This window comes from Acinetobacter sp. AOR41_HL (assembly GCF_027854645.1).
Classification (GTDB): domain Bacteria; phylum Pseudomonadota; class Gammaproteobacteria; order Pseudomonadales; family Moraxellaceae; genus Acinetobacter; species Acinetobacter nosocomialis.
Window position 1 is genome coordinate 92,121 of the sequence record NZ_JAKTHZ010000024.1, and the last position, 20,159, is coordinate 112,279.

Annotated in this window: 23 protein-coding genes and 1 tRNA gene; 13 read left to right on the forward strand and 11 right to left on the reverse strand. The window is 37.7% G+C overall.

Features of this window, described 5'->3' with window-relative positions; translation table 11 throughout:
- Window positions 1-69 precede the first annotated feature (69 nt).
- The 4 genes from MKL35_RS09395 to MKL35_RS09410 are packed head-to-tail and all read left to right on the forward strand — an operon-like array spanning window position 70 to window position 1,336.
- Window positions 70-336 (forward strand): holin, encoded by a 267-nt coding sequence (locus tag MKL35_RS09395; RefSeq protein ID WP_000774828.1) that lies wholly within the window; start codon window positions 70-72, stop codon window positions 334-336.
- Complete coding sequence (locus MKL35_RS09400) at window positions 320-829, forward strand: lysozyme (RefSeq protein ID WP_109428865.1); 510 nt, start codon at window positions 320-322, stop codon at window positions 827-829. The genes MKL35_RS09395 and MKL35_RS09400 overlap by 17 nt, the downstream gene beginning before the upstream one ends.
- Window positions 829-1,197: a hypothetical protein gene (locus MKL35_RS09405; protein WP_042755603.1), complete on the forward strand. Its 369-nt coding sequence runs from the start codon at window positions 829-831 to the stop codon at window positions 1,195-1,197. Before MKL35_RS09400 ends, MKL35_RS09405 begins: the two co-directional genes overlap by 1 nt.
- Entirely contained in the window at window positions 1,166-1,336 is a 171-nt protein-coding gene (locus MKL35_RS09410) for a hypothetical protein (protein WP_165757083.1), read from the forward strand. The genes MKL35_RS09405 and MKL35_RS09410 overlap by 32 nt, the downstream gene beginning before the upstream one ends.
- A gap of 20 nt (window positions 1,337-1,356) precedes the next feature.
- Here MKL35_RS09410 and MKL35_RS09415 read toward each other — a convergent pair whose 3' ends face one another.
- Both MKL35_RS09415 and MKL35_RS09420 read right to left on the reverse strand, forming a co-directional pair.
- The gene (locus tag MKL35_RS09415) at window positions 1,357-1,974 is read right to left on the reverse strand and encodes a hypothetical protein (protein ID WP_270913482.1); all 618 of its coding nucleotides are present in this window, start codon (window positions 1,972-1,974) and stop codon (window positions 1,357-1,359) included.
- 50 nt (window positions 1,975-2,024) lie between these two features.
- On the reverse strand, window positions 2,025-2,243 hold the full coding sequence (locus MKL35_RS09420; protein ID WP_255005918.1) for a hypothetical protein: 219 nt from the start codon (window positions 2,241-2,243) through the stop codon (window positions 2,025-2,027).
- A gap of 138 nt (window positions 2,244-2,381) precedes the next feature.
- On the opposite strand from MKL35_RS09420, the gene MKL35_RS09425 reads away from it, so the two are divergent.
- Window positions 2,382-2,576, forward strand: a complete 195-nt coding sequence (locus MKL35_RS09425) for a hypothetical protein (protein WP_270913484.1) — start codon at window positions 2,382-2,384, stop codon at window positions 2,574-2,576.
- Here the strand turns inward: MKL35_RS09425 and MKL35_RS09430 are convergent.
- The gene (locus MKL35_RS09430) at window positions 2,569-3,813 is read right to left on the reverse strand and encodes a tyrosine-type recombinase/integrase (RefSeq protein ID WP_016803951.1); all 1,245 of its coding nucleotides are present in this window, start codon (window positions 3,811-3,813) and stop codon (window positions 2,569-2,571) included. The genes MKL35_RS09425 and MKL35_RS09430 overlap by 8 nt on opposite strands.
- A gap of 166 nt (window positions 3,814-3,979) precedes the next feature.
- Window positions 3,980-4,055 (reverse strand) — tRNA-Arg (locus tag MKL35_RS09435).
- Between the two features lie 313 nt (window positions 4,056-4,368).
- On the opposite strand from MKL35_RS09435, the gene MKL35_RS09440 reads away from it, so the two are divergent.
- Window positions 4,369-4,623 (forward strand): TIGR03643 family protein, encoded by a 255-nt coding sequence (locus MKL35_RS09440; protein WP_004705831.1) that lies wholly within the window; start codon window positions 4,369-4,371, stop codon window positions 4,621-4,623.
- A gap of 85 nt (window positions 4,624-4,708) precedes the next feature.
- Here MKL35_RS09440 and MKL35_RS09445 read toward each other — a convergent pair whose 3' ends face one another.
- Entirely contained in the window at window positions 4,709-4,891 is a 183-nt protein-coding gene (locus MKL35_RS09445) for a DUF2256 domain-containing protein (RefSeq protein WP_425340120.1), read from the reverse strand.
- Window positions 4,854-6,377: a cryptochrome/photolyase family protein gene (locus MKL35_RS09450; protein ID WP_032010122.1), complete on the reverse strand. Its 1,524-nt coding sequence runs from the start codon at window positions 6,375-6,377 to the stop codon at window positions 4,854-4,856. The genes MKL35_RS09445 and MKL35_RS09450 overlap by 38 nt, the downstream gene beginning before the upstream one ends.
- A 289-nt stretch (window positions 6,378-6,666) precedes the next feature.
- On the opposite strand from MKL35_RS09450, the gene nudC reads away from it, so the two are divergent.
- Window positions 6,667-7,446: an NAD(+) diphosphatase gene (gene nudC, locus MKL35_RS09455; RefSeq protein ID WP_032010123.1), complete on the forward strand. Its 780-nt coding sequence runs from the start codon at window positions 6,667-6,669 to the stop codon at window positions 7,444-7,446.
- Between the two features lie 97 nt (window positions 7,447-7,543).
- On the opposite strand, the gene MKL35_RS09460 is transcribed toward nudC, so the two are convergent.
- A complete protein-coding gene (locus MKL35_RS09460; RefSeq protein ID WP_002014084.1) occupies window positions 7,544-8,899 on the reverse strand; it encodes an amino acid permease in 1,356 nt (451 codons plus the stop codon).
- Window positions 8,900-9,277: 378 nt separating this feature from the next.
- Here MKL35_RS09460 and prpF point away from each other — a divergent pair, with 378 nt between their 5' ends.
- The 3 genes from prpF to MKL35_RS09475 all read left to right on the forward strand — a co-directional run bounded on the left by prpF (window position 9,278) and on the right by MKL35_RS09475 (window position 11,964).
- The gene (prpF, locus tag MKL35_RS09465; RefSeq protein WP_032010125.1) at window positions 9,278-10,465 is read left to right on the forward strand and encodes a 2-methylaconitate cis-trans isomerase PrpF; all 1,188 of its coding nucleotides are present in this window, start codon (window positions 9,278-9,280) and stop codon (window positions 10,463-10,465) included.
- A 159-nt stretch (window positions 10,466-10,624) separates the two neighbouring features.
- Window positions 10,625-11,536: a polyprenyl synthetase family protein gene (locus MKL35_RS09470; RefSeq protein WP_000097114.1), complete on the forward strand. Its 912-nt coding sequence runs from the start codon at window positions 10,625-10,627 to the stop codon at window positions 11,534-11,536.
- Window positions 11,537-11,595: 59 nt separating this feature from the next.
- A complete protein-coding gene (locus tag MKL35_RS09475) occupies window positions 11,596-11,964 on the forward strand; it encodes an MmcQ/YjbR family DNA-binding protein (RefSeq protein ID WP_004885440.1) in 369 nt (122 codons plus the stop codon).
- 69 nt (window positions 11,965-12,033) lie between these two features.
- Here the strand turns inward: MKL35_RS09475 and MKL35_RS09480 are convergent, their stop codons facing one another.
- The 4 genes from MKL35_RS09480 to MKL35_RS09495 form a co-directional block, all read right to left on the reverse strand.
- Window positions 12,034-12,888, reverse strand: a complete 855-nt coding sequence (locus MKL35_RS09480; protein ID WP_002051299.1) for an SPFH domain-containing protein — start codon at window positions 12,886-12,888, stop codon at window positions 12,034-12,036.
- Window positions 12,889-12,916: 28 nt separating this feature from the next.
- Complete coding sequence (locus MKL35_RS09485; RefSeq protein WP_004885442.1) at window positions 12,917-13,378, reverse strand: NfeD family protein; 462 nt, start codon at window positions 13,376-13,378, stop codon at window positions 12,917-12,919.
- A gap of 105 nt (window positions 13,379-13,483) precedes the next feature.
- A complete protein-coding gene (locus MKL35_RS09490; RefSeq protein WP_004705841.1) occupies window positions 13,484-14,401 on the reverse strand; it encodes a patatin-like phospholipase family protein in 918 nt (305 codons plus the stop codon).
- A gap of 67 nt (window positions 14,402-14,468) precedes the next feature.
- Window positions 14,469-15,095, reverse strand: a complete 627-nt coding sequence (locus tag MKL35_RS09495) for a lysophospholipid acyltransferase family protein (RefSeq protein WP_032010128.1) — start codon at window positions 15,093-15,095, stop codon at window positions 14,469-14,471.
- Window positions 15,096-15,222: 127 nt separating this feature from the next.
- On the opposite strand from MKL35_RS09495, the gene MKL35_RS09500 reads away from it, so the two are divergent.
- The 3 genes from MKL35_RS09500 (at window position 15,223) to MKL35_RS09510 (ending at window position 20,153) form a co-directional block, all read left to right on the forward strand.
- Window positions 15,223-16,470, forward strand: coding sequence for an MFS transporter (locus MKL35_RS09500; RefSeq protein ID WP_032010131.1), 1,248 nt, complete (start codon window positions 15,223-15,225; stop codon window positions 16,468-16,470).
- Window positions 16,471-17,011: 541 nt separating this feature from the next.
- The gene (locus MKL35_RS09505; protein WP_004712196.1) at window positions 17,012-18,316 is read left to right on the forward strand and encodes a DcaP family trimeric outer membrane transporter; all 1,305 of its coding nucleotides are present in this window, start codon (window positions 17,012-17,014) and stop codon (window positions 18,314-18,316) included.
- Window positions 18,317-18,503: 187 nt separating this feature from the next.
- The gene (locus MKL35_RS09510; RefSeq protein ID WP_032010132.1) at window positions 18,504-20,153 is read left to right on the forward strand and encodes a phosphoethanolamine transferase; all 1,650 of its coding nucleotides are present in this window, start codon (window positions 18,504-18,506) and stop codon (window positions 20,151-20,153) included.
- The last annotated feature ends 6 nt before the right edge of the window (window positions 20,154-20,159 follow it).

Sequence of the window (20,159 nt, forward strand, 5' to 3'; positions counted from 1 at the left end):
ACAACAAATCACCACAAGCCCTTTGCTTCAATAGCTTAGGGCTTTTTTTTGCCGAAATTAGGGGGCTGCATGGCAGACAATCAGCAAATTATAGATACATCGACCGCTTTGGCGGCCAGTAAGGGTGCAACATACGGGGGAAGTGTGGCAGGAGCAGTTTCGGCGTGGATCGGGTCAATCGATTTAGCATTTTGGGTCAGTATCATCATTGGTTTAGCTGGTTTTTTAATGAACTGGTACTACGCCAGAAAGAAAAATAAGCGCGATGAAATTGCACTTAAAGCCTATTTAGAAAGCTTGGAAAATAAAGGTGACTGTAATGTCAAACAAGACTAAATATGTCGCCGCATTCTTAGCAGCTTCGGCTGCTTTTTTTGTGGGCGTAAAAAACGATGAAGGGTTTACATCAAAGCCAGTAATTCCCGTTAAAGGGGATCGGCCAACACAGGGCCATGGTTCAACATTCAAGCCAGATGGCTCACCCGTAAAAATGACAGATCCACCAATTACACGTGCGACCGCAGATAAGTGGTTGCGAAATGATGTGGCCAAGCGTGAAGTCGCGTTTAAAGATTCATTGAAGGGCGTGAAATTATCACAAACTGAATATGACCTTTACTTGGATTTTTCATATCAGTACGGGGTACCAACATTCGCAAAATCATCAATGCTTAAACACTTGAAAGCTGGTCAATATAAAGCGGCTTGCGACTCATTACTTAAATATAAGTACGTTGCAAAGCGCGATTGCTCTATTCGTAAAAATGGATGCTATGGCGTCTGGACTAGACAGCTTGAACGACACGCAAAATGTATAGGAGCGCAGTGATGTGGATTGTATTTGCTGCTAAATATTGGCGAGAAATCATTATTGTGTTTCTCGCTTTTTTATTGGCCATATCTTTGGCCGTACTCAATTACAAAACTGGTCAGCTAAAAGAAGCTGAACAAAAGTGTCAATCTCAGATCCAAGAGATTGAGCGCAAGAATTTGAAAGCTCTTGCAGAAAAGCAAAATCAGATCAATAAAGTGAGCGCAGACTATGAGCAAGTCAAAGCAGAGCAAAGCACTAAAGTCGAAACAGTTACACGTGAAGTGCAAAAGATCGTGGAGCGTCCTATTTATAAGTCTAGCTGTATTGACGATGCTGGGGTGCAGCAACTCAATGAACTCATTAAAGCCGGTAATACCAGCTAACTTAATGCAGCCATGCCCAAATCTAAATGAATTGGCGGGAACAACGGGCAAAGATTTAATGATCTGGTCAGTTGATACAGTTGCAAAATATAATGACTGCAAAGCAAGACACGGTGCGATTGTGAAGGCTCTTGAGTAAGAGCCTTTATTAATGTGCAATTATTTGCTCAATAATCTGGATAATTGCACATTTTGAGCAAAATTATTCTCAATTTCTTTTACTCTTTCCACCATAAATAGCTCATCCAGATCAAACTCTTTAGCTAACTTCATATTTTTAAAATAAGACAATGCACAGTCTTCCGCTAAACCAAGATCAAGACTTCCATTCATATCGCGTATACAAATATTGAAGTCTATAGCATCTTTAATTACTAAAAGATCAGCAAATATGTCGTTTGGATATTCTGCTGACAATCGAGCATATTCTTTCTTATATGCTGAAAGCAGCTTCATAATTTCATCATCTGACATAGCATACAGATATGCAGAAAATTCATCTTGAATATAAGCCTTACCTTTACGTTTCATTTCTTCAATAATAATCAAGTGACGCTGTTCTTTAATTTCAAGCAAAGCCCCTTGCAATCCCATCAAACGCGATTCAATGATCTTTTGAATATTGGCCCAAATGCCAACTGGAATAGGTTTCTTTCCAGTCATCCAGTCAGTTATCGTTGGTCGAGCGACTGGCAATGCATCTGCCAAAGAAGCTTTCCATGCATTACCAAATGCAGCAATTCCTAGCTTTTCAAGCAATTCAATCTGGTTAATCATTTTCATATTTCCAAAAAAAAGTAAAAAGGCTCATTTCTGAGCCTTCTGAATTAGTTCATAGCATTACGGAATGCTGAAACAACAAGAGAAAATTTATCGCCATAAGCATCTGATGTATTAACAATTTCATCCATTGTTTCTTTTGATACGCTTACTGCATCACGACCAATTGCAACTTTTAGTGAACGAGGTGAGTATGAAACAACTTCACCACGTAAAAGAGTATTGAAAGATTTAGCGAATGGTTTTGCAATTTTAGAAGTATTCATTTTTAAAGCCCTTTGCTTTTTGACTGATGACCAGTTCATCTGTCTATGAGTCAATAATAGACTAATTATAATTAGTCGTCAATATCTGTTTGTATTATTTTTAATCTTTTTTATAATTTCATAAAAATGGAGATAGCAATGCAAGTCATGATCATGGTTTCGGAAGCGGGGAGAATGGAGAATACTTGCAATCTACCCGCTGATTTAGATAAGAACGGGAATGTTCTTAAAATCTATGACTACTCATTAAAAGAGTTGCCGATTAATTTGGATGGAACTGTCACTTACAATGGCAAAAGATGGTCCTTTGATAAGAAGCAATCGTCTACCTAGACGGTAAAGTCTTGGCATAATCTGCTTTTATTTGATCACAATAATCTGCCCAGCTTTGCATCATCTCTCTTCTTTTCTCTAAATGCTTTGTCCGGTTGTATGCTCGACCATGCATATCTTTAACTTTGTGTGCTAATTGCTGCTCAATGATTTCAATAGGGTAGTTAAGTACTTCCTCTAATATTGTTCTTGCAGAAGCTCGGAAGCCATGTCCGCAAACTTGTTCAGATGTATAGCCTAACCTGCGTAATGCTTGGTTAATTGTATTTTCTGACATTGGTTTAAGTTTGCTAGTCATAGAAGGGAATACATACTCACTTTCCCCGTCAGGATCATAAGTCAGTTCCTTTATTTTCAGCAACAGTTCTTTAACTTGTTTAGGAATAGGCACAAGGTGTTGAACGCCAGTTTTGTTTCTAGTTTTCGGTGGAGTATATCTCCAAAGATCAACTTCTAAATCAATGTCTGGCCACTTTGCATAACGTAATTCACCGGGGCGAACAAATACATAAGGAGCAATTTTTAAAGCAATTTGGGTAATGAATGTACCCTCATAAAAATCGATGTCGTAAAGTAGTTGAGCAAATTCATTTGATTCAGTTAGAGCTGATAAATGTTTTACCTTAGGTGTTTTTAAAGCGCCTCTTAAATCTTGGGTTACGTCTCTCTCACATCTACCAGTGGCAACACCATATCTCATGATTTGTCCGCATTTCACTTTAACTTTTTTTGCTGTCTCTAATTTTCCTTGTTTCTCATAAATACGACAGATATTTAAGACTTCTACTGGGGTGACTTTATCTATAGGTTTTTTCCCAATATTGGAGTTTATGACTTGAAGTAATCTTTTATGCCCACGGATAGTTGATTCGGCAAAATCCTGTTTTGATTCCCATTCTGCAGCAACAGCAGCAAAAGTATTTTTCTCTGAGTTTATATGTTCTTGTTCAACTCTTTTACGTTCGACTTGAGGATCAATATTCTGAGCCAGTAAGGTTCTAGCTTCATCGCGTTTAGATCGAGCATCCGCAAGACTTACTTCTGGATATGAACCGAAACCAATGGTGTTTCTTTTTTTTGTATATGGGCGTGAATAATCAAAACGCCAAAATTTATTTTGGTTTTTATCTATAAGCAAATAGAGACCCGAACCGTCAGATAGTTTCAGGGATTTTCCATTTTCTGATTTAGCTTTCTTTATCTTAGTATCAGTAAGTGGGACAACGGTTTTAGGCATTTTTGCGGTACCAATTTTGCGGTATTTTATGAGGTACTGTAATAAGTACCGTAAAAAAACAAGAATTATCTCGGTCTATGTCGGACTATTAAAGACTATAAAAATTTAATAATCAATTATAGATAAAGGGTCCCCGCACTATTTCGGACTAAGGTGTAATTTAATTTGGTGCGCCCTGCGGGACTCGAACCCACGTCGGTCGCTTAGGAGGCAACTGCTCTATCCAGTTAAGCTAAGGGCGCATAATTTTATGATTATAAACAAAAAAGCTATTGCTAAGGCAATGGCTTTTTTCATGTTTTAGGTATTAAAAATTTTGCCATAGTTGTTAATAAAAAGTTAGATCATTCAAAGGTTTTATAATTATTCATGTCTTATATAAAAAATAGAGTTTATAAAGCTAAAAAATCACAAAAAATTCATGTTTGCCTTTCTATGATCTGAAGCAAAACACGAAAACATTCAAGGCAAGCGATCGGGTAAGTGAAGCTATTTTCGGAAGGTTGTTTGTTAAAGAATCAGATTTGGCTACAACATAATTTAAAAGGGCATAACATGAAAAAAATTGATGAACAGGACCTATCTAGAATTATTGAAATGGCATGGGAAGATCGAACCCCATTTGAAGCAATTGAGCGAGAGTATGGCTTACGTGAAAGTGAAGTTATTCGTTTAATGAGATATAACTTAAAATCGAGCAGTTTTAAACTCTGGCGTAAGCGTATGGCAGGGCGTAAAACCAAGCATCAGCAATTACGTTCACCAGAAGTTGAAAGAGCTTACTGTTCTCGTCAGTATAAATATGCTTAAGACCATCAAATATAATCAATTGAAATACAACTGATTCAACAATGAAGAGTAGTGTTGAATCAGTTAAAACAACCCGGTGAAATATTTACTTATTTGAGCGAGCCTGTCGTTTACATCTTTCAGAGCAATATTTTACTTCTTCCCAGCAACGTTCCCATTTTTTTCGCCAGTCAAAAGGGCGTTGACAATAGACACATATTTTCTGGGGTAGATGCTGTTTTTTCATGATCTTAAAGCTTATCAAGTTGATGAATAAGTAACTTTGCATGCTTCATGACAGAAGCTTTATCTTTCATACGATCAAGATTTTTGTAGACCATAGCCATTCGCGGATTTTGACGAAATATGGGCTCATGCTGGCTCATAAAATACCAATACAAACTGTTAAATGGACAACTGTCTGGTTCAGTTTTGGTTTTGACGTTATATGTACAGTGCTGACAATAATTTGACATTTTATATATGTAATTACCTGATGCAGCATAGGGTTTACTTGCCATGATGCCGCCATCTGCATACATCGCCATGCCTAAAGTATTCGGTAATTCGACCCATTCATAAGCATCTACATAGACAGCTAAATACCATTCGCAAATTTCTGATGGATTTACACCTGCTAAAAGCGCAAAGTTGCCTGTAATCATTAAACGCTGAATATGGTGAGCATAGCCATGTTCAAAGGTAGTTCTGAAACACTCGGCCATACATGCCATTTTTGTATCACCTGTCCAGTAATATTGTGGCAGCGGCGTGGTGGCATGAAGGGTATTTTGATCGCTATAGTCAGGCATAGACAACCAATAGATTCCACGCACATATTCCCGCCACCCTAAAATCTGACGAATAAATCCTTCTACTGCATTTAAGGGAGCCTGTCCGTTGTAATAAGCTGTTTGAGCAGCGTCACACACCTCTTGTGGCAATAACAATCCACAATTTAAATAAGGCGAGAGCAGACTATGAAACATAAAATCTGAACCATAAACCATGGCATCTTGATAATCGCCAAAGTGGGGCAGGTTATTAGAAATAAAATGGTCTAAAGCAAGTAAGGCATTTTGACGGGTTGTTGCCCATTGAAAGGAATTGAGATTGCCGATATGTTGAGAAAATTCTTTCTTGACCAGTTGAATAACATCTATATCAATTTGATCATGCTCAAAGGTTAATTTTGGTGGCAAAGGTGGATTGCCTGACCACGCTTTTCGATTGGCTTGATCAAAGTTCCATTGCCCGCCTACGGGTTGTTTGTCATGCATTAAATAGTGAGTTTGCTTGCGCATTTCTCGGTAAAAGTATTCCATCCTTAGCGTTTTATATTTGTTTGCCCATTGCTTGAATTGTTCTACGCTACAAAAGAAGCGATCATCTTCTAAACAAATAACAGGTAGTTTTAGTGAGTTAGACCATGAAGTATCGATTTCATGCTGTAAGCGATACTCACCACATTGGGTAACGACGAGAGCATTCGGGAAGAAGTGTTGCTGTTGCAAAGCAATAAAGTCGACTAACTTTTTTATATGACTTTCGTGCTTAAATATGTGATAACGGATTTTCCAGCCCTGTGCTTTTAATTCTTTTGCAAAGTGTCGCATTGCACTAAAAATCAGCGCTATTTTTTGTGGATGATGAACAACATAAGATGTTTCCTCAAGCACTTCAGCCATCAAAATAACGTCTTCATTTCGGTTTAAATACTTGAGCGTTGCGAGTTGGTGATTTAATTGATCACCCAGAATTAAACCAAATCGCATATTTTTTGCTTCATGAGATGGAACTAACACTAGTCTAAGTTTTCATAGATCAATTTTATGTGAAGCAGTGCTTCTAAGTTCATCACTGGTCAGTTAGCTATAAAGTCATAGTTATAACTTAAAAGCATAGTATGCGTGAATAAAATGTGATTTTAATCAAAAAGATACAAATTAAATAAATTGAAGGTGTTTACCAATATGCGTAAGATTTTTGAAAAATATGTTTTAAGTCTGATCCTTTTGAAGGAGCTATAGAGGCCGTCGAAAGGTTCTTCACTCGAGTATATAAATGGATACCGACAACCTTTCTATTGCTTATATTTTTCAGCAGCAACAACTTTTGGTTGATGCGTATTTTAATCTGCCTTGCCTTAAACAGCAGGAACATGATTTACATATACAAGCAGACCCTCAAGTAATAGCAAGAGATTTCCAAGAAGGTGAACCTATACCAAATGGATATCAATTCATACCTATTCGCCAACTCTTGCAGTATTGGACTAAACCGCAATTTGAACAAGCGAGTCGTGCTTTTCAGTTACTCGAGTGGCGTCGTAATCATCAGTTTTGTAGCCGTTGCGGACATAAAACCCAGCAGCATAAGACTGAATATTCTATGACTTGTCCTGTATGTAATTTCAGTCAATATCCTAGAGTTAACCCTTGTGTGATTACTATTATTACACGTGGAGAGAACGAGATTTTGCTGGCTAAAAGTGCCAGAAATACGGGCCAGATGTACAGTTTAATCGCTGGCTTTGTCGAGGTGGGGGAAACACTAGAAGATGCTGTGCGACGTGAAACATTAGAAGAAGTTGGATTACACATTAAGAATATTCAGTATTTGGCGAGTCAACCATGGCCATTCCCGAGTAACTTAATGTTGGCCTTTAAAGCCGAATATGAAGCGGGCGAAATTGAAATTCAGGAGAAAGAACTCAGTGATGCTCAGTTTTTCAAATTTGATCAGTTACCTGAAATTCCATTTAAGGGCAGTATTGCGCATGCAATGATTATGCATGTTATTCATAGCACACCTGTTGCTGATGACACAAAACAGTGGCTCTAAGCAGACATTCAGATATGCTTTTAATTTTATAGCCTTAAATAAAAAAGCCATTGTCGAGACAATGGCTTTTTTCATGTTTTAAGTACAAGGGGTCAGATTATTGTTCTTTAGCATTAAGTACTTTAAACAAAATAAACATAAGAATAATCCAGATCGGAATCATCATTACAGACTCTTTAAAGCCTTGGCTCCACATAATGTAGAGTACAACAGCAATGAAACCTAAAACCAAATAGTTACTAAATGGTGCCCAAAGTGCAGGGAAGTGAGTTTTTTGACCGAGTTTTTTCATTGCTGATTTAAACTTAAGGTGAGTCATACTGATCATCGCCCAGTTCAATACCAATGCTCCAACTACAATGTACATTAAGTGACTTAAAGCATCTTCAGGTACAAAGTAATTTAAAAGAACACAGCCAAAAATAAGTAATGCAGATAATAAAACTGCTGGTACAGGTACACCTTGTTTATTTACTTTCTTGAAAATTTTTGGCGCGTTACCCTGTTGAGCTAAACCGTAAAGCATACGGCTATTGGCAAACATCCCACTGTTATAAACAGAGAGGGCCGCGGTTAAAATAATAAAGTTCAGTAAATGTGCAGCCCAACCAATACCCATTTGGCTAAAAATCATAACAAATGGACTTTTATCGAGACCGCCAAGATCTAACTGGTTCCATGGCACTAATGAAAGTAAGATCGCTAGTGAACCGATATAGAAAATCAAGATACGGAAAACAACTTGGTTAATTGCTTTTGGAATGGTCTTTTTCGGATCTTTTGCTTCTGCCGCAGCCATACCAATCAGTTCAATACCACCAAAGGCGAACATCAAGAAAGCCAACATGTAGAAGAGGCCACTAAAGCCATTTGGAAAAAATCCACCATGAGACCACAGGTTACTAAATGAAATGCTTGAACCCACATCTGCTGTAAATAGCAAATAAAGGCCAAATACAATCATAGAGATAACAGCAGCAACTTTAATAATAGCGAGCCAGAATTCGGACTCACCATAAAATTTGACGTTTGTTAGGTTAATTGCCGTAATCACGACAAAGAAGAATAAGACAGACGTCCACGCTGGAATATGAGGCCACCAATAATTAATATATTTGGCTACCGCGGTGAGTTCACTCATCGCAACCAGAACATAGAGCATCCAATAATTCCATCCAGCTAAAAATCCGGGAAATTTCCCCCAGTATTTATAAGCAAAATGGCTGAACGATCCTGCAACAGGTTCTTCAACAATCATTTCTCCCAGGTGGCGCATAATTAAAAAAGCAATTAAGCCACCAATGGCATATCCTAAAATAATGGATGGTCCCGCAGATTGAATCACTTGCGCCGAGCCTAAAAATAATCCGGTACCAATTGCTCCACCCATAGCAATTAATTGGATATGTCGATTTTTTAGTCCTCGTTGCAGTGTAGAAGATTCGTTGGTCAAAGGTCTTCACTCACTATGAATAAGTAAATTATTCTAATAGATGGATTTATTTTAGCCTAGACTACAAATTAACAAGCGGTGACTGAAAAGTAACACTAAAAAATATTTAAAATCATTAACTTGCTTTTAATAATTTAAAAATGATTAAAAAATATTCTAAAAATATATTTTTGATAGACTCTTTTTTTCATGATTTTGCTTAATTCGGTCATTGCGAGCATGAATCTAAATTCTCAAAATAAGTCTGCGTCAATACGATTGATGTATAAAAGCATAACGCTATCTCTAGATCACAAAACGATTTAAGATGAAGTGGATGACTAAACGAGTCTGTTTGTTTCGAGATATAAAAACACAAGAGTAAGGATAACAGTTGATATGAGCTCAGTACCGCAAATTAAAATTCCAGCAACATACATGCGTGGTGGAACCAGTAAAGGCGTATTTTTTAAACTTGATGATTTGCCGGAAAGAGCTCAGGTGGCAGGTCAAGCAAGAGATCAACTCTTACTACGTGTCATTGGTAGCCCAGATCCTTATGGAAAGCAAATTGATGGAATGGGTGGAGCGACTTCAAGTACCAGTAAAACCGTTATTCTCGCTAAAAGCACACAGCCAGATCACGATGTAGACTATTTATTTGGACAGGTTTCAATAGATCAGCCTTTTGTAGACTGGAGTGGTAACTGCGGTAATTTGACAGCTGCGGTTGGTTCATTTGCGATTTCAAATGGTTTGGTTGATGCCGATCGTATTCCTGAAAATGGCCTCTGTACTGTTCGAATTTGGCAAAAAAATATTCAAAAAACCATTATTGCCCATGTACCTATCACCAATGGTCAAGTTCAAGAAACTGGTGACTTCGAACTGGATGGAGTGACTTTCCCTGCTGCTGAAGTTCAAATTGAGTTTTTAGACCCAGCCGATGATGGTGAAGAGGGCGGTGATATGTTCCCGACAGGGAATATTGTTGACCAATTAGATGTGCCTGAGATTGGTAGTTTTCAAGCCACATTTATTAATGCCGGTATTCCAACCATTTTCTTAAATGCAGAAGATTTAGGATACCAAGGTACAGAACTGCAAGATCATATTAATGGTGACGCAGCAGCACTAGCACGTTTTGAAAAAATTCGTGCATATGGGGCGGTACAGATGGGTTTAATTAAAGATATTTCAGAAGCAGCTGCACGTCAGCACACACCAAAAATTGCTTTTGTTTCTAAGCCGAAAAATTACACAGCTTCAAGCGGTAAAAACGTTTCAGAAAATGATGTCGACTTACTGGTTCGTGCGTTGTCGATGGGTAAATTACACCATGCCATGATGGGAACAGCAGCGGTAGCAATTGGTACGGCTGCTGCTATTCCGGGCACATTGGTAAATTTAGCAGCTGGTGGTGGCGAGCGTGAAGCAGTGCGTTTTGGACATCCATCGGGAACATTACGTGTGGGTGCTCAAGCTGAACTTACAAATGGTCAATGGGTAGTGAAAAAAGCCATTATGAGCCGTAGTGCACGTGTCTTAATGGAAGGTTGGGTACGCGTTCCGGGTGACAGTTTCTAAAAGTCATTTAAATGAAAAGCCTCTCTACGATAGAGAGGCTTTTTTACTTCTGACATCCATAACTCATCACGCACTTTTTACAGTGAATCGTGTATGATGTAGCACATGAATGTTTCATCACATTCAATAAAATTTCTCTACTGATTTTACGAGGCGACTGTGTCATCACTCTCTCAAGTTAATGCGGATGTTTTAAAACAAGCTCAACAACGTATTCAACAAGATTTATTGACAACACTCGCCGCATTTTCAATTCCTGAACCTTTAAAAAGCGCAGTACACCATGCAGTTATGCTTGGTGGAAAACGTGTGCGTCCAGCTTTGTGTTACGCTACAGCTTCTTTACAAGACAATCCAAATTTTGCTGCGGCTCGCCGTGCGGCAGTTGCGGTTGAACTTATTCATTGCTACTCGCTAGCGCATGATGATTTGCCTTGTATGGACAATGATTTACTTCGTCGTGGTCAGCCAACTTGCCATGTAGCATTTGGTGAAGATACCGCTTTACTTGCAGGCGATATTTTACAGTCGATGGCTTTTGAGGTTTTAGGGAGTCGTTTGTTTGATGAACAAGGGCAGGGAACTGATGCTGCAATTGTCTTAAAGCAAATTCAAATTTTAGCAACAGCCAGCTCTAAAATGGTTTGTGGACAGGTGTTAGACCTACAAGCTGAAGCTAAGCAAATTTCTCAAGATGAACTAGAAAATATCCATCGTAATAAAACGGGTGCGCTTATTCAGGCTGCCATTATGATGGGTGCAGTGACAATTTTCTCTGGAACAGATCAGGCAATTCCGAAATTACGCCAATATGGACAAGCAATTGGACTGGCTTTTCAGGTGCAAGATGATATTTTGGACATTACCTCAAGCACTGAAACTTTAGGTAAAACTGCGGGTAAGGATGAACAAGTACAAAAGTCGACTTATCCTGCTTTAATGGGACTTGAGCAAGCACAGGTTTATGCAAAAGAGTTGCATGATCAAGCTTTTGAGGCTTTAGCGCATTTTGGTGAAAATGCAAAAGAATTAGTTGAGATTTCACAATTCCTTTTAGCCCGTACCAACTAATATAAAATCAAATTAATAATCCTGCTTGTATTCATATTCAATGAATAAAGGAGATAAGAATGAATGGTGATCAGCTCCATCAAGTTGCAATAGAGATTGCGTGTAATCTTCCTTTTAGTGAGCAAAGCCAACCCTTTGGTCCTGAATGCGACGTCTTTAAAATTTTAGAAAAGGTGTTTTTATTAGTAGGGGAAGGAACGGGCACAAAAATGATTACTGTTAAATGTGATCCATATAAAAGTCAGGAATATCAGGAGCTTTATCCTTTTATTATTCCGGGGTATCACATGAATAAAAAACACTGGATCTCTATTACTCCGCATAAAAACTTAACTCGTGATTTACTTCAAGATTTGATTCGAGATTCTTATGACTTAGTCGTAAAAAAGCTACCTTTGAAAGATCAAAAAAGATTAAACAACCAATAATACTCAATATGAAAACGGCGACCATCAGGTCGCCGTTTTTATTTCAATGACTTATTGAAAGGAGTTAAATTAATTATGCTTTCCCATAATGCCACGGATTGTATTTAAAACATCAGCAGGTAATACAACAGTTTTAGCATTACTCGATTTAGCCATGTCTTGCATTGCTTTAACGTACTGTTCACCTAATAGATAAGCGACAGGTGTTTCTTTATCGCCGACTGCGCTTGTTACCATTTCAATCGCTTTTTGAGATGCTTCTGCTAAGACAACTTGTGCTTCTGCATCACGGCGAGATGCTTCTAAACGACCATCTGCTTCTAAAATTGCAGCTTGCTTTTCACCGTCAGCTCTAGTCACTGTAGCACGACGTTGACGTTCAGCAGCAGCTTGAGCTTCCATAGCAGCTTGCATGGTTGAAGATGGCTGAATATCTTGAATTTCTACAGTTTTTAAAGTGATACCCCAATCCGAAATATCATCAGAAATTGCAGCTTTTAGTTTAGCTTTAATGTGATCTCGAGATGATAAAGCATCATCTAGATCCATTTCACCCACAATAGAACGTAATGAAGTCTGTACAAGGTTTTGAATGGCCCATGTATAGTTTTCAATACCGTACACTGCTTTTTCAGGGGTTGTTAAATTGATATAAGCTACTGCATTCATAAGCAATACAGCATTGTCACGGGTAATCACTTCTTGAGATGGAATATCAAGCACAATATCTTTAGTCGTGACTTTATAAGCTACGTCATCAATATAAGGAATAACAAAATTCAACCCTGGGTTAAGCGTGGAATGATATTTCCCTAAACGCTGAACAATCCATTTATAACCTTGAGGAACAATACGTACCCCTTTAAAAATAGTAACTGCTACAAAAGCCAAAAAGGCTAAAACAATAATGGTACCAACTGGCATGAAAATAACCTCTCTTTATCTTTAATGTTTATGAAGTACTGTGGGGCTGGACAATTAAGTCATTGCCCGAAATATCAATGACACGGACTCGATCACCGACTTTCACAGGGCTAGTGCTGCGACAGTTCCATTCATCGGCCCCTAAAATAGGCATAGGGAAACGGACAATAATTTGGTCATGAGCAAGTCCGGTCTGAATCACCATACCAATTTGTCCAATGGTCGCCTCACGAGGTAAACCTGCTTTAGTTCTATCAATCGACAAGGGTTTAATAAATTTGAACCAGAGAATGGTGCATAACACCGATAAAATAATCCACAATACAATTTGGGTTGTAAGGCTAATATCTGGAAATAACCAATAGAGAAAGCAAACCATAATGGCTGCAATACCAAACCAGAGAGCGGCAAAAGCAGGGATAATCAGCTCAGAAAGAATAAGTAAGATACCCAATACAAACCAGTGCCAAGGTTCTACAACAAACTCCATAGATCTGCTCTTTTATATATCTTTATGATGGGTAAAAGTGATCTCATATCACTTTTACCACTGTAGCAGATGATAGTAAGTGTGGATAGAAAAAAACCACCTCAATTAAAATTTAGGACGTGGTGCTGGCTTAAATGCGGCTGGAGATTTTTTGAAATTCGCAATTGCAGTTTCAATTTGACGAATTTGGCCTTGAGCAGCTTTCTCACCCTCTAAAATAGCTTCATTACTTGATTTTAAATCGAGTGTACCTAAGTGCCCAACTTTAGGCTGAATGACTACGTTTGCTAGCTTTAACTCTTCATTAATACTTTGTTGACCCATAATATTAATGGTTTGATCAAGTAATCCCCACATATTCGCCGGGCGATTTCCTGCTGGACGTGCTGAAATATCAACCGCAATCACGATATCTGCACCCATATCACGTGCTGTTTTTACAGGAATTGGGCTAACTAATCCGCCATCTACGTATTTTTGATTGCCAATAGTGGCAGGTACAAATACGTTTGGAATACTACAAGACGCACGTACTGCTTGACCTGCATTACCTTTAATAAAGTCAGCTTTTTGACCATTATCAAGACGGGTTGCTACCGCGGCAAAACGAATTGGGAATTTTTCAATAGGCTTATTGCCCACGTTACGGTTCACATAATCTTGTAGCTTTTGTCCAAGAATAATGCCTTGGCGATTAAGCGTTAAATCACGAATATCCGATTCTTGTAATTTAAGTGCAAGATTTTGGAGCTGATAAGGTGTTTGCCCACTGGCATAGATACTTCCTACAAAACTACCGGCACTTGTACCCGTAACAATTTTAGGTTTAATACCATGTGATTCTAAGACCTTAATAACACCAATATGTGAAAATCCTTTTGCTCCACCGCCGCCTAAGGCAAGTGCAATAACTGGTTCGCGTGCTTTAACTGAAGTGGTCGGTGTTGGTGTTTTGCTGAATTTATCACAGCCAAATAAGGCTAAAGAGATAAATCCGATACTGGCAAATTGAGCAATTTTCATCTTTGAAAAACAATCTATAGCAAGATAAATTAAGATGGCCCATCAGACCAGATTCGTTCAATTTTTGCTAGGTTTTTTTCACAAGATTTTGTAAAGGTTCTGCAAGCCAATTACGATTTTTCGGTGATATTTTTCCATCATAACGCTCAAAAATTTTGGCGAGATCTTCATCATAATTTCCGCTAGGAGTTAAATAGCCTAAGCAGTGAATAGTCTTGCGATCATAATCAAAAGAGAACATTACAATCGGAATATGGGCCTTTGCAGCAATATGGTAAAAGCCACTCTTCATTTTTTTTGCTTTCTTACGTGTGCCTTCTGGCGCCATTCCAATCCAGATCTTGTCATAATCCTGAATGGTTGCAACCACCTGTTCAGTTAGTCCATTGGCAGAGTCACGTTTTACCGGAATAACACCTGCCCAATCTAAAATACGTTTAAAAGGAGGCTTAAATAAGCTGTCTTTACCTAGTACTGTAATTTGAATGCCAAGCCCAAAAATAGCTAAAAAACCATACCAGCCATCAATATTGGATGTATGAGGAGAAATAATCGCTACAGCCTTGGGAAAGTTAGGAACTTCACCTTCTATGGTCCAGCCTTGAGCCAAAAAAAGTTTTTTAAATAATGCTCGACTTAAAGCATTACCACGTTGAGGGACCTGTGGAGGTAGCTTAGGGAAATGTTGTTCCATATTTTTAAGTTTTAAATCATCCTTTGTTTTATCTTAATCTTTTGAAATCTATGCTTCATTGGCAAAATGTAAGACTACGCATGGTATTTCATGTTATTACCGCACAAAGAAATAAAAGTAGGTATATATGTTTCGACAGCAAAATCTTTATCTTTTGCTATTTTCCTTATATTGGGCGCAAGGTTTACCTGTGGGTTTTATGACCCATGCTTTGCCCGTAATATTAAGAGCTCAAGGTGTATCACTCGCGCATATTGGTGGTTTTGGGCTGCTTATGTTGCCTTGGTCAATCAAAATATTTTGGGCACCGTGGGTGGATCGACACGCAATTTCCCATTTAGGTCATTATCGTAGCTGGATTTTACCCACTCAGCTTTTAACAGTGGCAGTACTTTGTATTTTATCTTTTTTTCCTATTCAGGCTTTAGATCAGCCTTTGTACTTATTTATATTTTTTATTGCACTGTTATTTATGAACTCGACGGGCGCAACTCAAGATATTGCAACCGATGCTTTAGCTGTCAATTTATTACAACATGATCAGCAACATTGGGGAAATACATTTCAAGTTGTAGGCTCTCGGCTTGGTTTTATTGTAGGTGGGGGAGCTGTGTTATGGTGTTTAGATTGGTTGTCATGGCAGCCAACTTTTTTATTATTAGCGGCTTTAGTATTTATCAATACTCTACCTGTTTTACTATTCAAAGAACCTCCTCATACTTCTCATTCTGACAATCAATCTAGCCAGCCAAATTTATTGATAAAAATTAAGTCTTATTTGAGTTATTTTTCTCAAAATAAAGAGCTTCGCTCTTGGTTAATGGTACTTATCACTTTTAAAGTGGCAGATGGCTTAGCCGGGCCATTACTTAAACCCTTAATGGTTGATATGGGATTAAGCTTTACCCAAATTGGTGTTTACATCACTATGCTAGGTGCTGTTGCTGCTTTAGTGGGAGCATTTATTGCAGGGTGGGTGCTAAAGCACTTTTCTAGACCAGCTACATTAATTAGTTTTTCAATATTAAAAATCATGAGTTTAGGTGCGTATGTTTATTTGGCTTATGCTTATGAGCAGAAGATAAAAATAAATACATGGCTTATCTATTCTGTAAATGCTTTGGAAGATGCTTTTGCTGCCATGCTATTGGTTGTAATGCTAACCTTGGTTATGCATTACAGTCGAAAGAACTATGCGGGTACCGATTTTACTTTTCAGGTTTCGATTATGGCGACTGTAAGTGGGGGACTTTATACCTTGAGTGGAATCATTGGAGATGTACTTGGTTATTTCCATTATTTGATAGCTATTGTCACTATTGCTGTACTATTTTTAATTCCTATTTACGTATGGAAGGCAGCAAAAGCTGTATAAAAAGTGATATTAAGCTGATGAAATAAAGAAACTTAATTCATATTAAGTTAAGCTAAAAAGTTGTGCTTATAACTTTACTCATTCTTTTAAAAATGTATATTTTTAGCTATTCAAATGGCTTATTAATTGTGCCATCTTGTTTGGGTAGCAAATGGACGCTAGAAAGGAAAAAAGGGTGGAAGTAACAAGAAAAATTATGTGAATCAAGCAACGTCGGTAAAAAAATATTCACTTAGACGGTTTATTAGCCTAAAGTCTAAAAAAGAATAATGAAATAATGATTTAATCATTCTATAAGATAAGAGAGTTGTGTAGGATTCGTTACAACATGAAGTCAAGGTAAAAGTTCTGTAAACAAAAGTATGTCTTCATTCTTTTGATTTGGAATTTTTAATCTTACCCAGCGTTAAAATTGGTTTTGATTGCGGTAATAAAATTAATGCAATCAAATTTGGAGAATAGTTGATTTTTTAGTGCTCAATGGTCACCGAATCAACTTGGCATGGATAAGCAACATAAAATATATTTTTAGGAGTTTTTGATGGATCTATTCCTTAATCGTAAATCGTTTGTTGTTAAAAGTTTAGCTATTACAGTAACAGCTTTAATGATGAGTGGGGCAAATGCGGCAACCTCTGAAAAAGAGGAAATTCAAAAACTTCGTCAAGAAGTTGAAGCATTAAAAGCATTAGTTAAAGAACAGCGCCAAGTACAGCAGCAACAGCAACAAGTACAGCAACAACAGCAAGTGCAGTTAGCTGAAGTTAAAGCACAGCCTCAACCTGTTGCAGCTCCTGCTTCTCCATTAGCTGGTTTTAAATCTAAAGCTGGTGCTGATGTAAACCTTTATGGTTTCGTTCGTGGTGATGCTAACTATATTATCGAAGGTGCCGATAACGACTTTGGTGATGTTAGTAAAACTGATGGTAAAACAAAAGATAAATTACGTTCGACTGCTAAAACCACACGTCTTGGTTTAGATTTTAATACACCTGTTGGCGATGCTAAGGTAGGCGGTAAACTCGAAGTCGATTTTGCTGGCTCAACAACAGATTCGAATGGCTCATTACGTATTCGTCATGCTTATTTAACGTATAACGACTGGTTATTTGGTCAAACAACGTCTAACTTCTTGTCAACTCATGCACCAGAAATGATCGATTTCTCGACAAACGTTGGTGGTGGTACAAAACGTGTTCCTCAAGTACGCTATGGCTACAAGTTGGGCCCAACTACACAATTGTTTGTTTCTGCTGAAAAAGGTGATAGTACTTCAGCAGCAGCTGGCGATAGCATCAAGTATAGCTTACCTGCATTAACTGCTAAAATTACTCAAGGTTATGCAGATGGTAAAGGTTCTGCATCAGCTCGTGCTTTGGTAGAAAATTATAAATCATCACTTGGCGATGATAATAAAACTGGATGGGGTATTGCTGCAGGTACAGACTTCAAAGTTTCTGATCCTTTAAAAGTTTTTGCTGATGTTTCATATGTAGTTGGTGATAGTAGCTATTTATATGGTAGTAATGCTGCCTATACTTTAGTAAATAATAATATCGAGCAAAATAAATTTGTTGCTGTACAAGTAGGTGGTACTTATAAAATTTTACCTAACTTACGTTCAACTTTAGCGTACGGTGCAGAGTTTGCTGATGACGGCACTGATTATGCAAAAGCATATACAGCTGGTAATGAAAAAGTTCAGCAAGCATGGATTAACTTCATCTATACGCCTGTTAAACCAATTGATTTAGGCCTTGAATATGTCAATGGTAAACGTGAAACGTTTGCTGGCCAGTCTTATAAAGATAACCGTATTGGTTTAATGGCTAAGTATAGCTTCTAATTTCTCAATGCTTCTTAGCTAATTGAGTCGAGATTCATATGAGTCTCGACTCATTTTTTTAATTGAAATAAATAAGTAGCGTAAAGCCATTAAAAATGGTTTATACCGATCATTCTATTATTTAAGTCATTTTTAAGTTTCAATTTTTACAGTAGAGCATCATAAAAAAAGGTCGTAGTAACCAGAGATGCTGAGTTTTTTTTCTACATTAAGAAATAAGCAGATTTCCCTGTTTATGTTCAACTTCATTATAGCCATTTGGTTAGGTGCAATTCTAAATTTTGGTTTTTATAAAAAAGTTCATTTGTTAACGCCATATTTAGGTATAAAAGCGACCTTTTTCTTAGCGGCTACTGTAGTGATTGTTGTTGCTACCTATTATGCGGCTTTACAAATTTTAAACTGGAAATGGACGGCCAAAATTTTTGCCATTTTACTGGTATTTATTGGTGGTTTTAGCTCGTACTTTGTAAATACTTTAGGTGTCATTATTTCACCTGATCAGATTCAGAATATTGCTCAAACAGATGTTGCTGAAGCTACAGATTTACTGTCTTTGCGTTTTGGGCTCTGGACAATCTTCTTTGTTATTTTACCTATTTTTTTAATTACTCAGGTAAAACTCAAATCAGAAAAAATACTTCCGCTTTTGCTTAAAAAAGTACTTTCAATCGCTCTTGCATTTGCCGTTGTAGGTGGTTTGTTGTTTGCATATTATGTTGATTTTGCAGCAATATTTAGAGAGCATCGTGATTTAAAAGGAATGATCTCTCCTCAAAACACTATTTCTTCGGTGATGTCTTATTATCGTAAAAAAGCGCCTAAGAAAAATCTTCCTCTTGTGAAGTATGGTGAAGATGCCCATCAAATTCAGCAAACTCAAAAAGATTTACCTAAACTCATGGTACTTGTAGTGGGCGAAACTGCACGTGCAGAAAGTTTCTCGCTCAATGGGTATGCTAAAAATACAAACCCAGAGCTTTCTAAACAAGATATTTTAAATTTCTCTCAAGTGAGTTCATGTGGTACGGCAACAGCAGTTTCTGTGCCATGTATGTTCTCTGGTATGCCACGTGCTGATTATGATGAGCAATTGGCAAGCCATCGTGAAGGCTTACTAGATATTGCAAAACGCGCAGGCTATCAAGTGACTTGGATTGATAACAACTCGGGTTGTAAAGGTGCATGTGATCGTGTTGAACAATACCAGATTCCAGAAGACTTAAAGCAAAAATGGTGTAAAGATGGTGAATGTCTTGATGGTATTCTCATTGATAGCTTAAAGCAGTATTTGTCCTCTATTCCGAAAGACGATAAACGTCCACGTTTAGTTGTATTACATCAGATGGGTAGCCATGGGCCAGCATATTACAAACGGGCACCTGAGGGATATCAACCATTTAAACCAACTTGTGATACTAATGCGATACAGGGTTGTTCACCAGCTGAGCTATTAAATAGTTATGATAATACAATCGTGTATACAGACCATGTATTAAGCCAAATGATCAATACTTTAAAAGAAGTATCGAATTATCAAACAGGTTTATGGTATTTATCTGATCATGGAGAGTCGACAGGTGAGCATGGTATGTATTTGCATGGTTCGCCTTACTCAATCGCACCGAGCCAACAAACACATATTCCAATGATTATGTGGTTCTCTGATGGCTGGAAACAACATAATCTTGCTCAAGTAAATTGTTTAAACCAACAAACTAAACAAAAGTTAAGTCAGGATAATCTATTCCCAAGTTTGTTAAGTTTATTGGATGTACAAACTCAGGTCATCAACCCTCAACTGGACATGTTGCACTCTTGTGCCCATGTAAACTAAAGCGAG

Bases quoted from the DNA above. Each gene is read 5' to 3' on its own strand.
- MKL35_RS09440 (WP_004705831.1), top strand. From the start codon at position 4,369: ATGAAAAAAATTGATGAACAGGACCTATCTAGAATTATTGAAATGGCA.
- nudC (WP_032010123.1), top strand. From the start codon at position 6,667: ATGGATACCGACAACCTTTCTATTGCTTATATTTTTCAGCAGCAACAA.
- prpF (WP_032010125.1), top strand. From the start codon at position 9,278: ATGAGCTCAGTACCGCAAATTAAAATTCCAGCAACATACATGCGTGGT.
- MKL35_RS09405 (WP_042755603.1), top strand. From the start codon at position 829: ATGTGGATTGTATTTGCTGCTAAATATTGGCGAGAAATCATTATTGTG.
- MKL35_RS09475 (WP_004885440.1), top strand. From the start codon at position 11,596: ATGAATGGTGATCAGCTCCATCAAGTTGCAATAGAGATTGCGTGTAAT.
- MKL35_RS09415 (WP_270913482.1), bottom strand. From the start codon at position 1,974: ATGATTAACCAGATTGAATTGCTTGAAAAGCTAGGAATTGCTGCATTT.
- MKL35_RS09410 (WP_165757083.1), top strand. From the start codon at position 1,166: ATGAACTCATTAAAGCCGGTAATACCAGCTAACTTAATGCAGCCATGC.
- MKL35_RS09500 (WP_032010131.1), top strand. From the start codon at position 15,223: ATGTTTCGACAGCAAAATCTTTATCTTTTGCTATTTTCCTTATATTGG.
- MKL35_RS09510 (WP_032010132.1), top strand. From the start codon at position 18,504: ATGCTGAGTTTTTTTTCTACATTAAGAAATAAGCAGATTTCCCTGTTT.
- MKL35_RS09480 (WP_002051299.1), bottom strand. From the start codon at position 12,888: ATGCCAGTTGGTACCATTATTGTTTTAGCCTTTTTGGCTTTTGTAGCA.
- MKL35_RS09430 (WP_016803951.1), bottom strand. From the start codon at position 3,813: ATGCCTAAAACCGTTGTCCCACTTACTGATACTAAGATAAAGAAAGCT.
- MKL35_RS09485 (WP_004885442.1), bottom strand. From the start codon at position 13,378: ATGGAGTTTGTTGTAGAACCTTGGCACTGGTTTGTATTGGGTATCTTA.
- MKL35_RS09425 (WP_270913484.1), top strand. From the start codon at position 2,382: ATGCAAGTCATGATCATGGTTTCGGAAGCGGGGAGAATGGAGAATACT.
- MKL35_RS09505 (WP_004712196.1), top strand. From the start codon at position 17,012: ATGGATCTATTCCTTAATCGTAAATCGTTTGTTGTTAAAAGTTTAGCT.
- MKL35_RS09395 (WP_000774828.1), top strand. From the start codon at position 70: ATGGCAGACAATCAGCAAATTATAGATACATCGACCGCTTTGGCGGCC.
- MKL35_RS09495 (WP_032010128.1), bottom strand. From the start codon at position 15,095: ATGGAACAACATTTCCCTAAGCTACCTCCACAGGTCCCTCAACGTGGT.
- MKL35_RS09400 (WP_109428865.1), top strand. From the start codon at position 320: ATGTCAAACAAGACTAAATATGTCGCCGCATTCTTAGCAGCTTCGGCT.
- MKL35_RS09450 (WP_032010122.1), bottom strand. From the start codon at position 6,377: ATGCGATTTGGTTTAATTCTGGGTGATCAATTAAATCACCAACTCGCA.
- MKL35_RS09490 (WP_004705841.1), bottom strand. From the start codon at position 14,401: ATGAAAATTGCTCAATTTGCCAGTATCGGATTTATCTCTTTAGCCTTA.
- MKL35_RS09445 (WP_425340120.1), bottom strand. From the start codon at position 4,891: ATGCAAAGTTACTTATTCATCAACTTGATAAGCTTTAAGATCATGAAA.
- MKL35_RS09420 (WP_255005918.1), bottom strand. From the start codon at position 2,243: ATGAATACTTCTAAAATTGCAAAACCATTCGCTAAATCTTTCAATACT.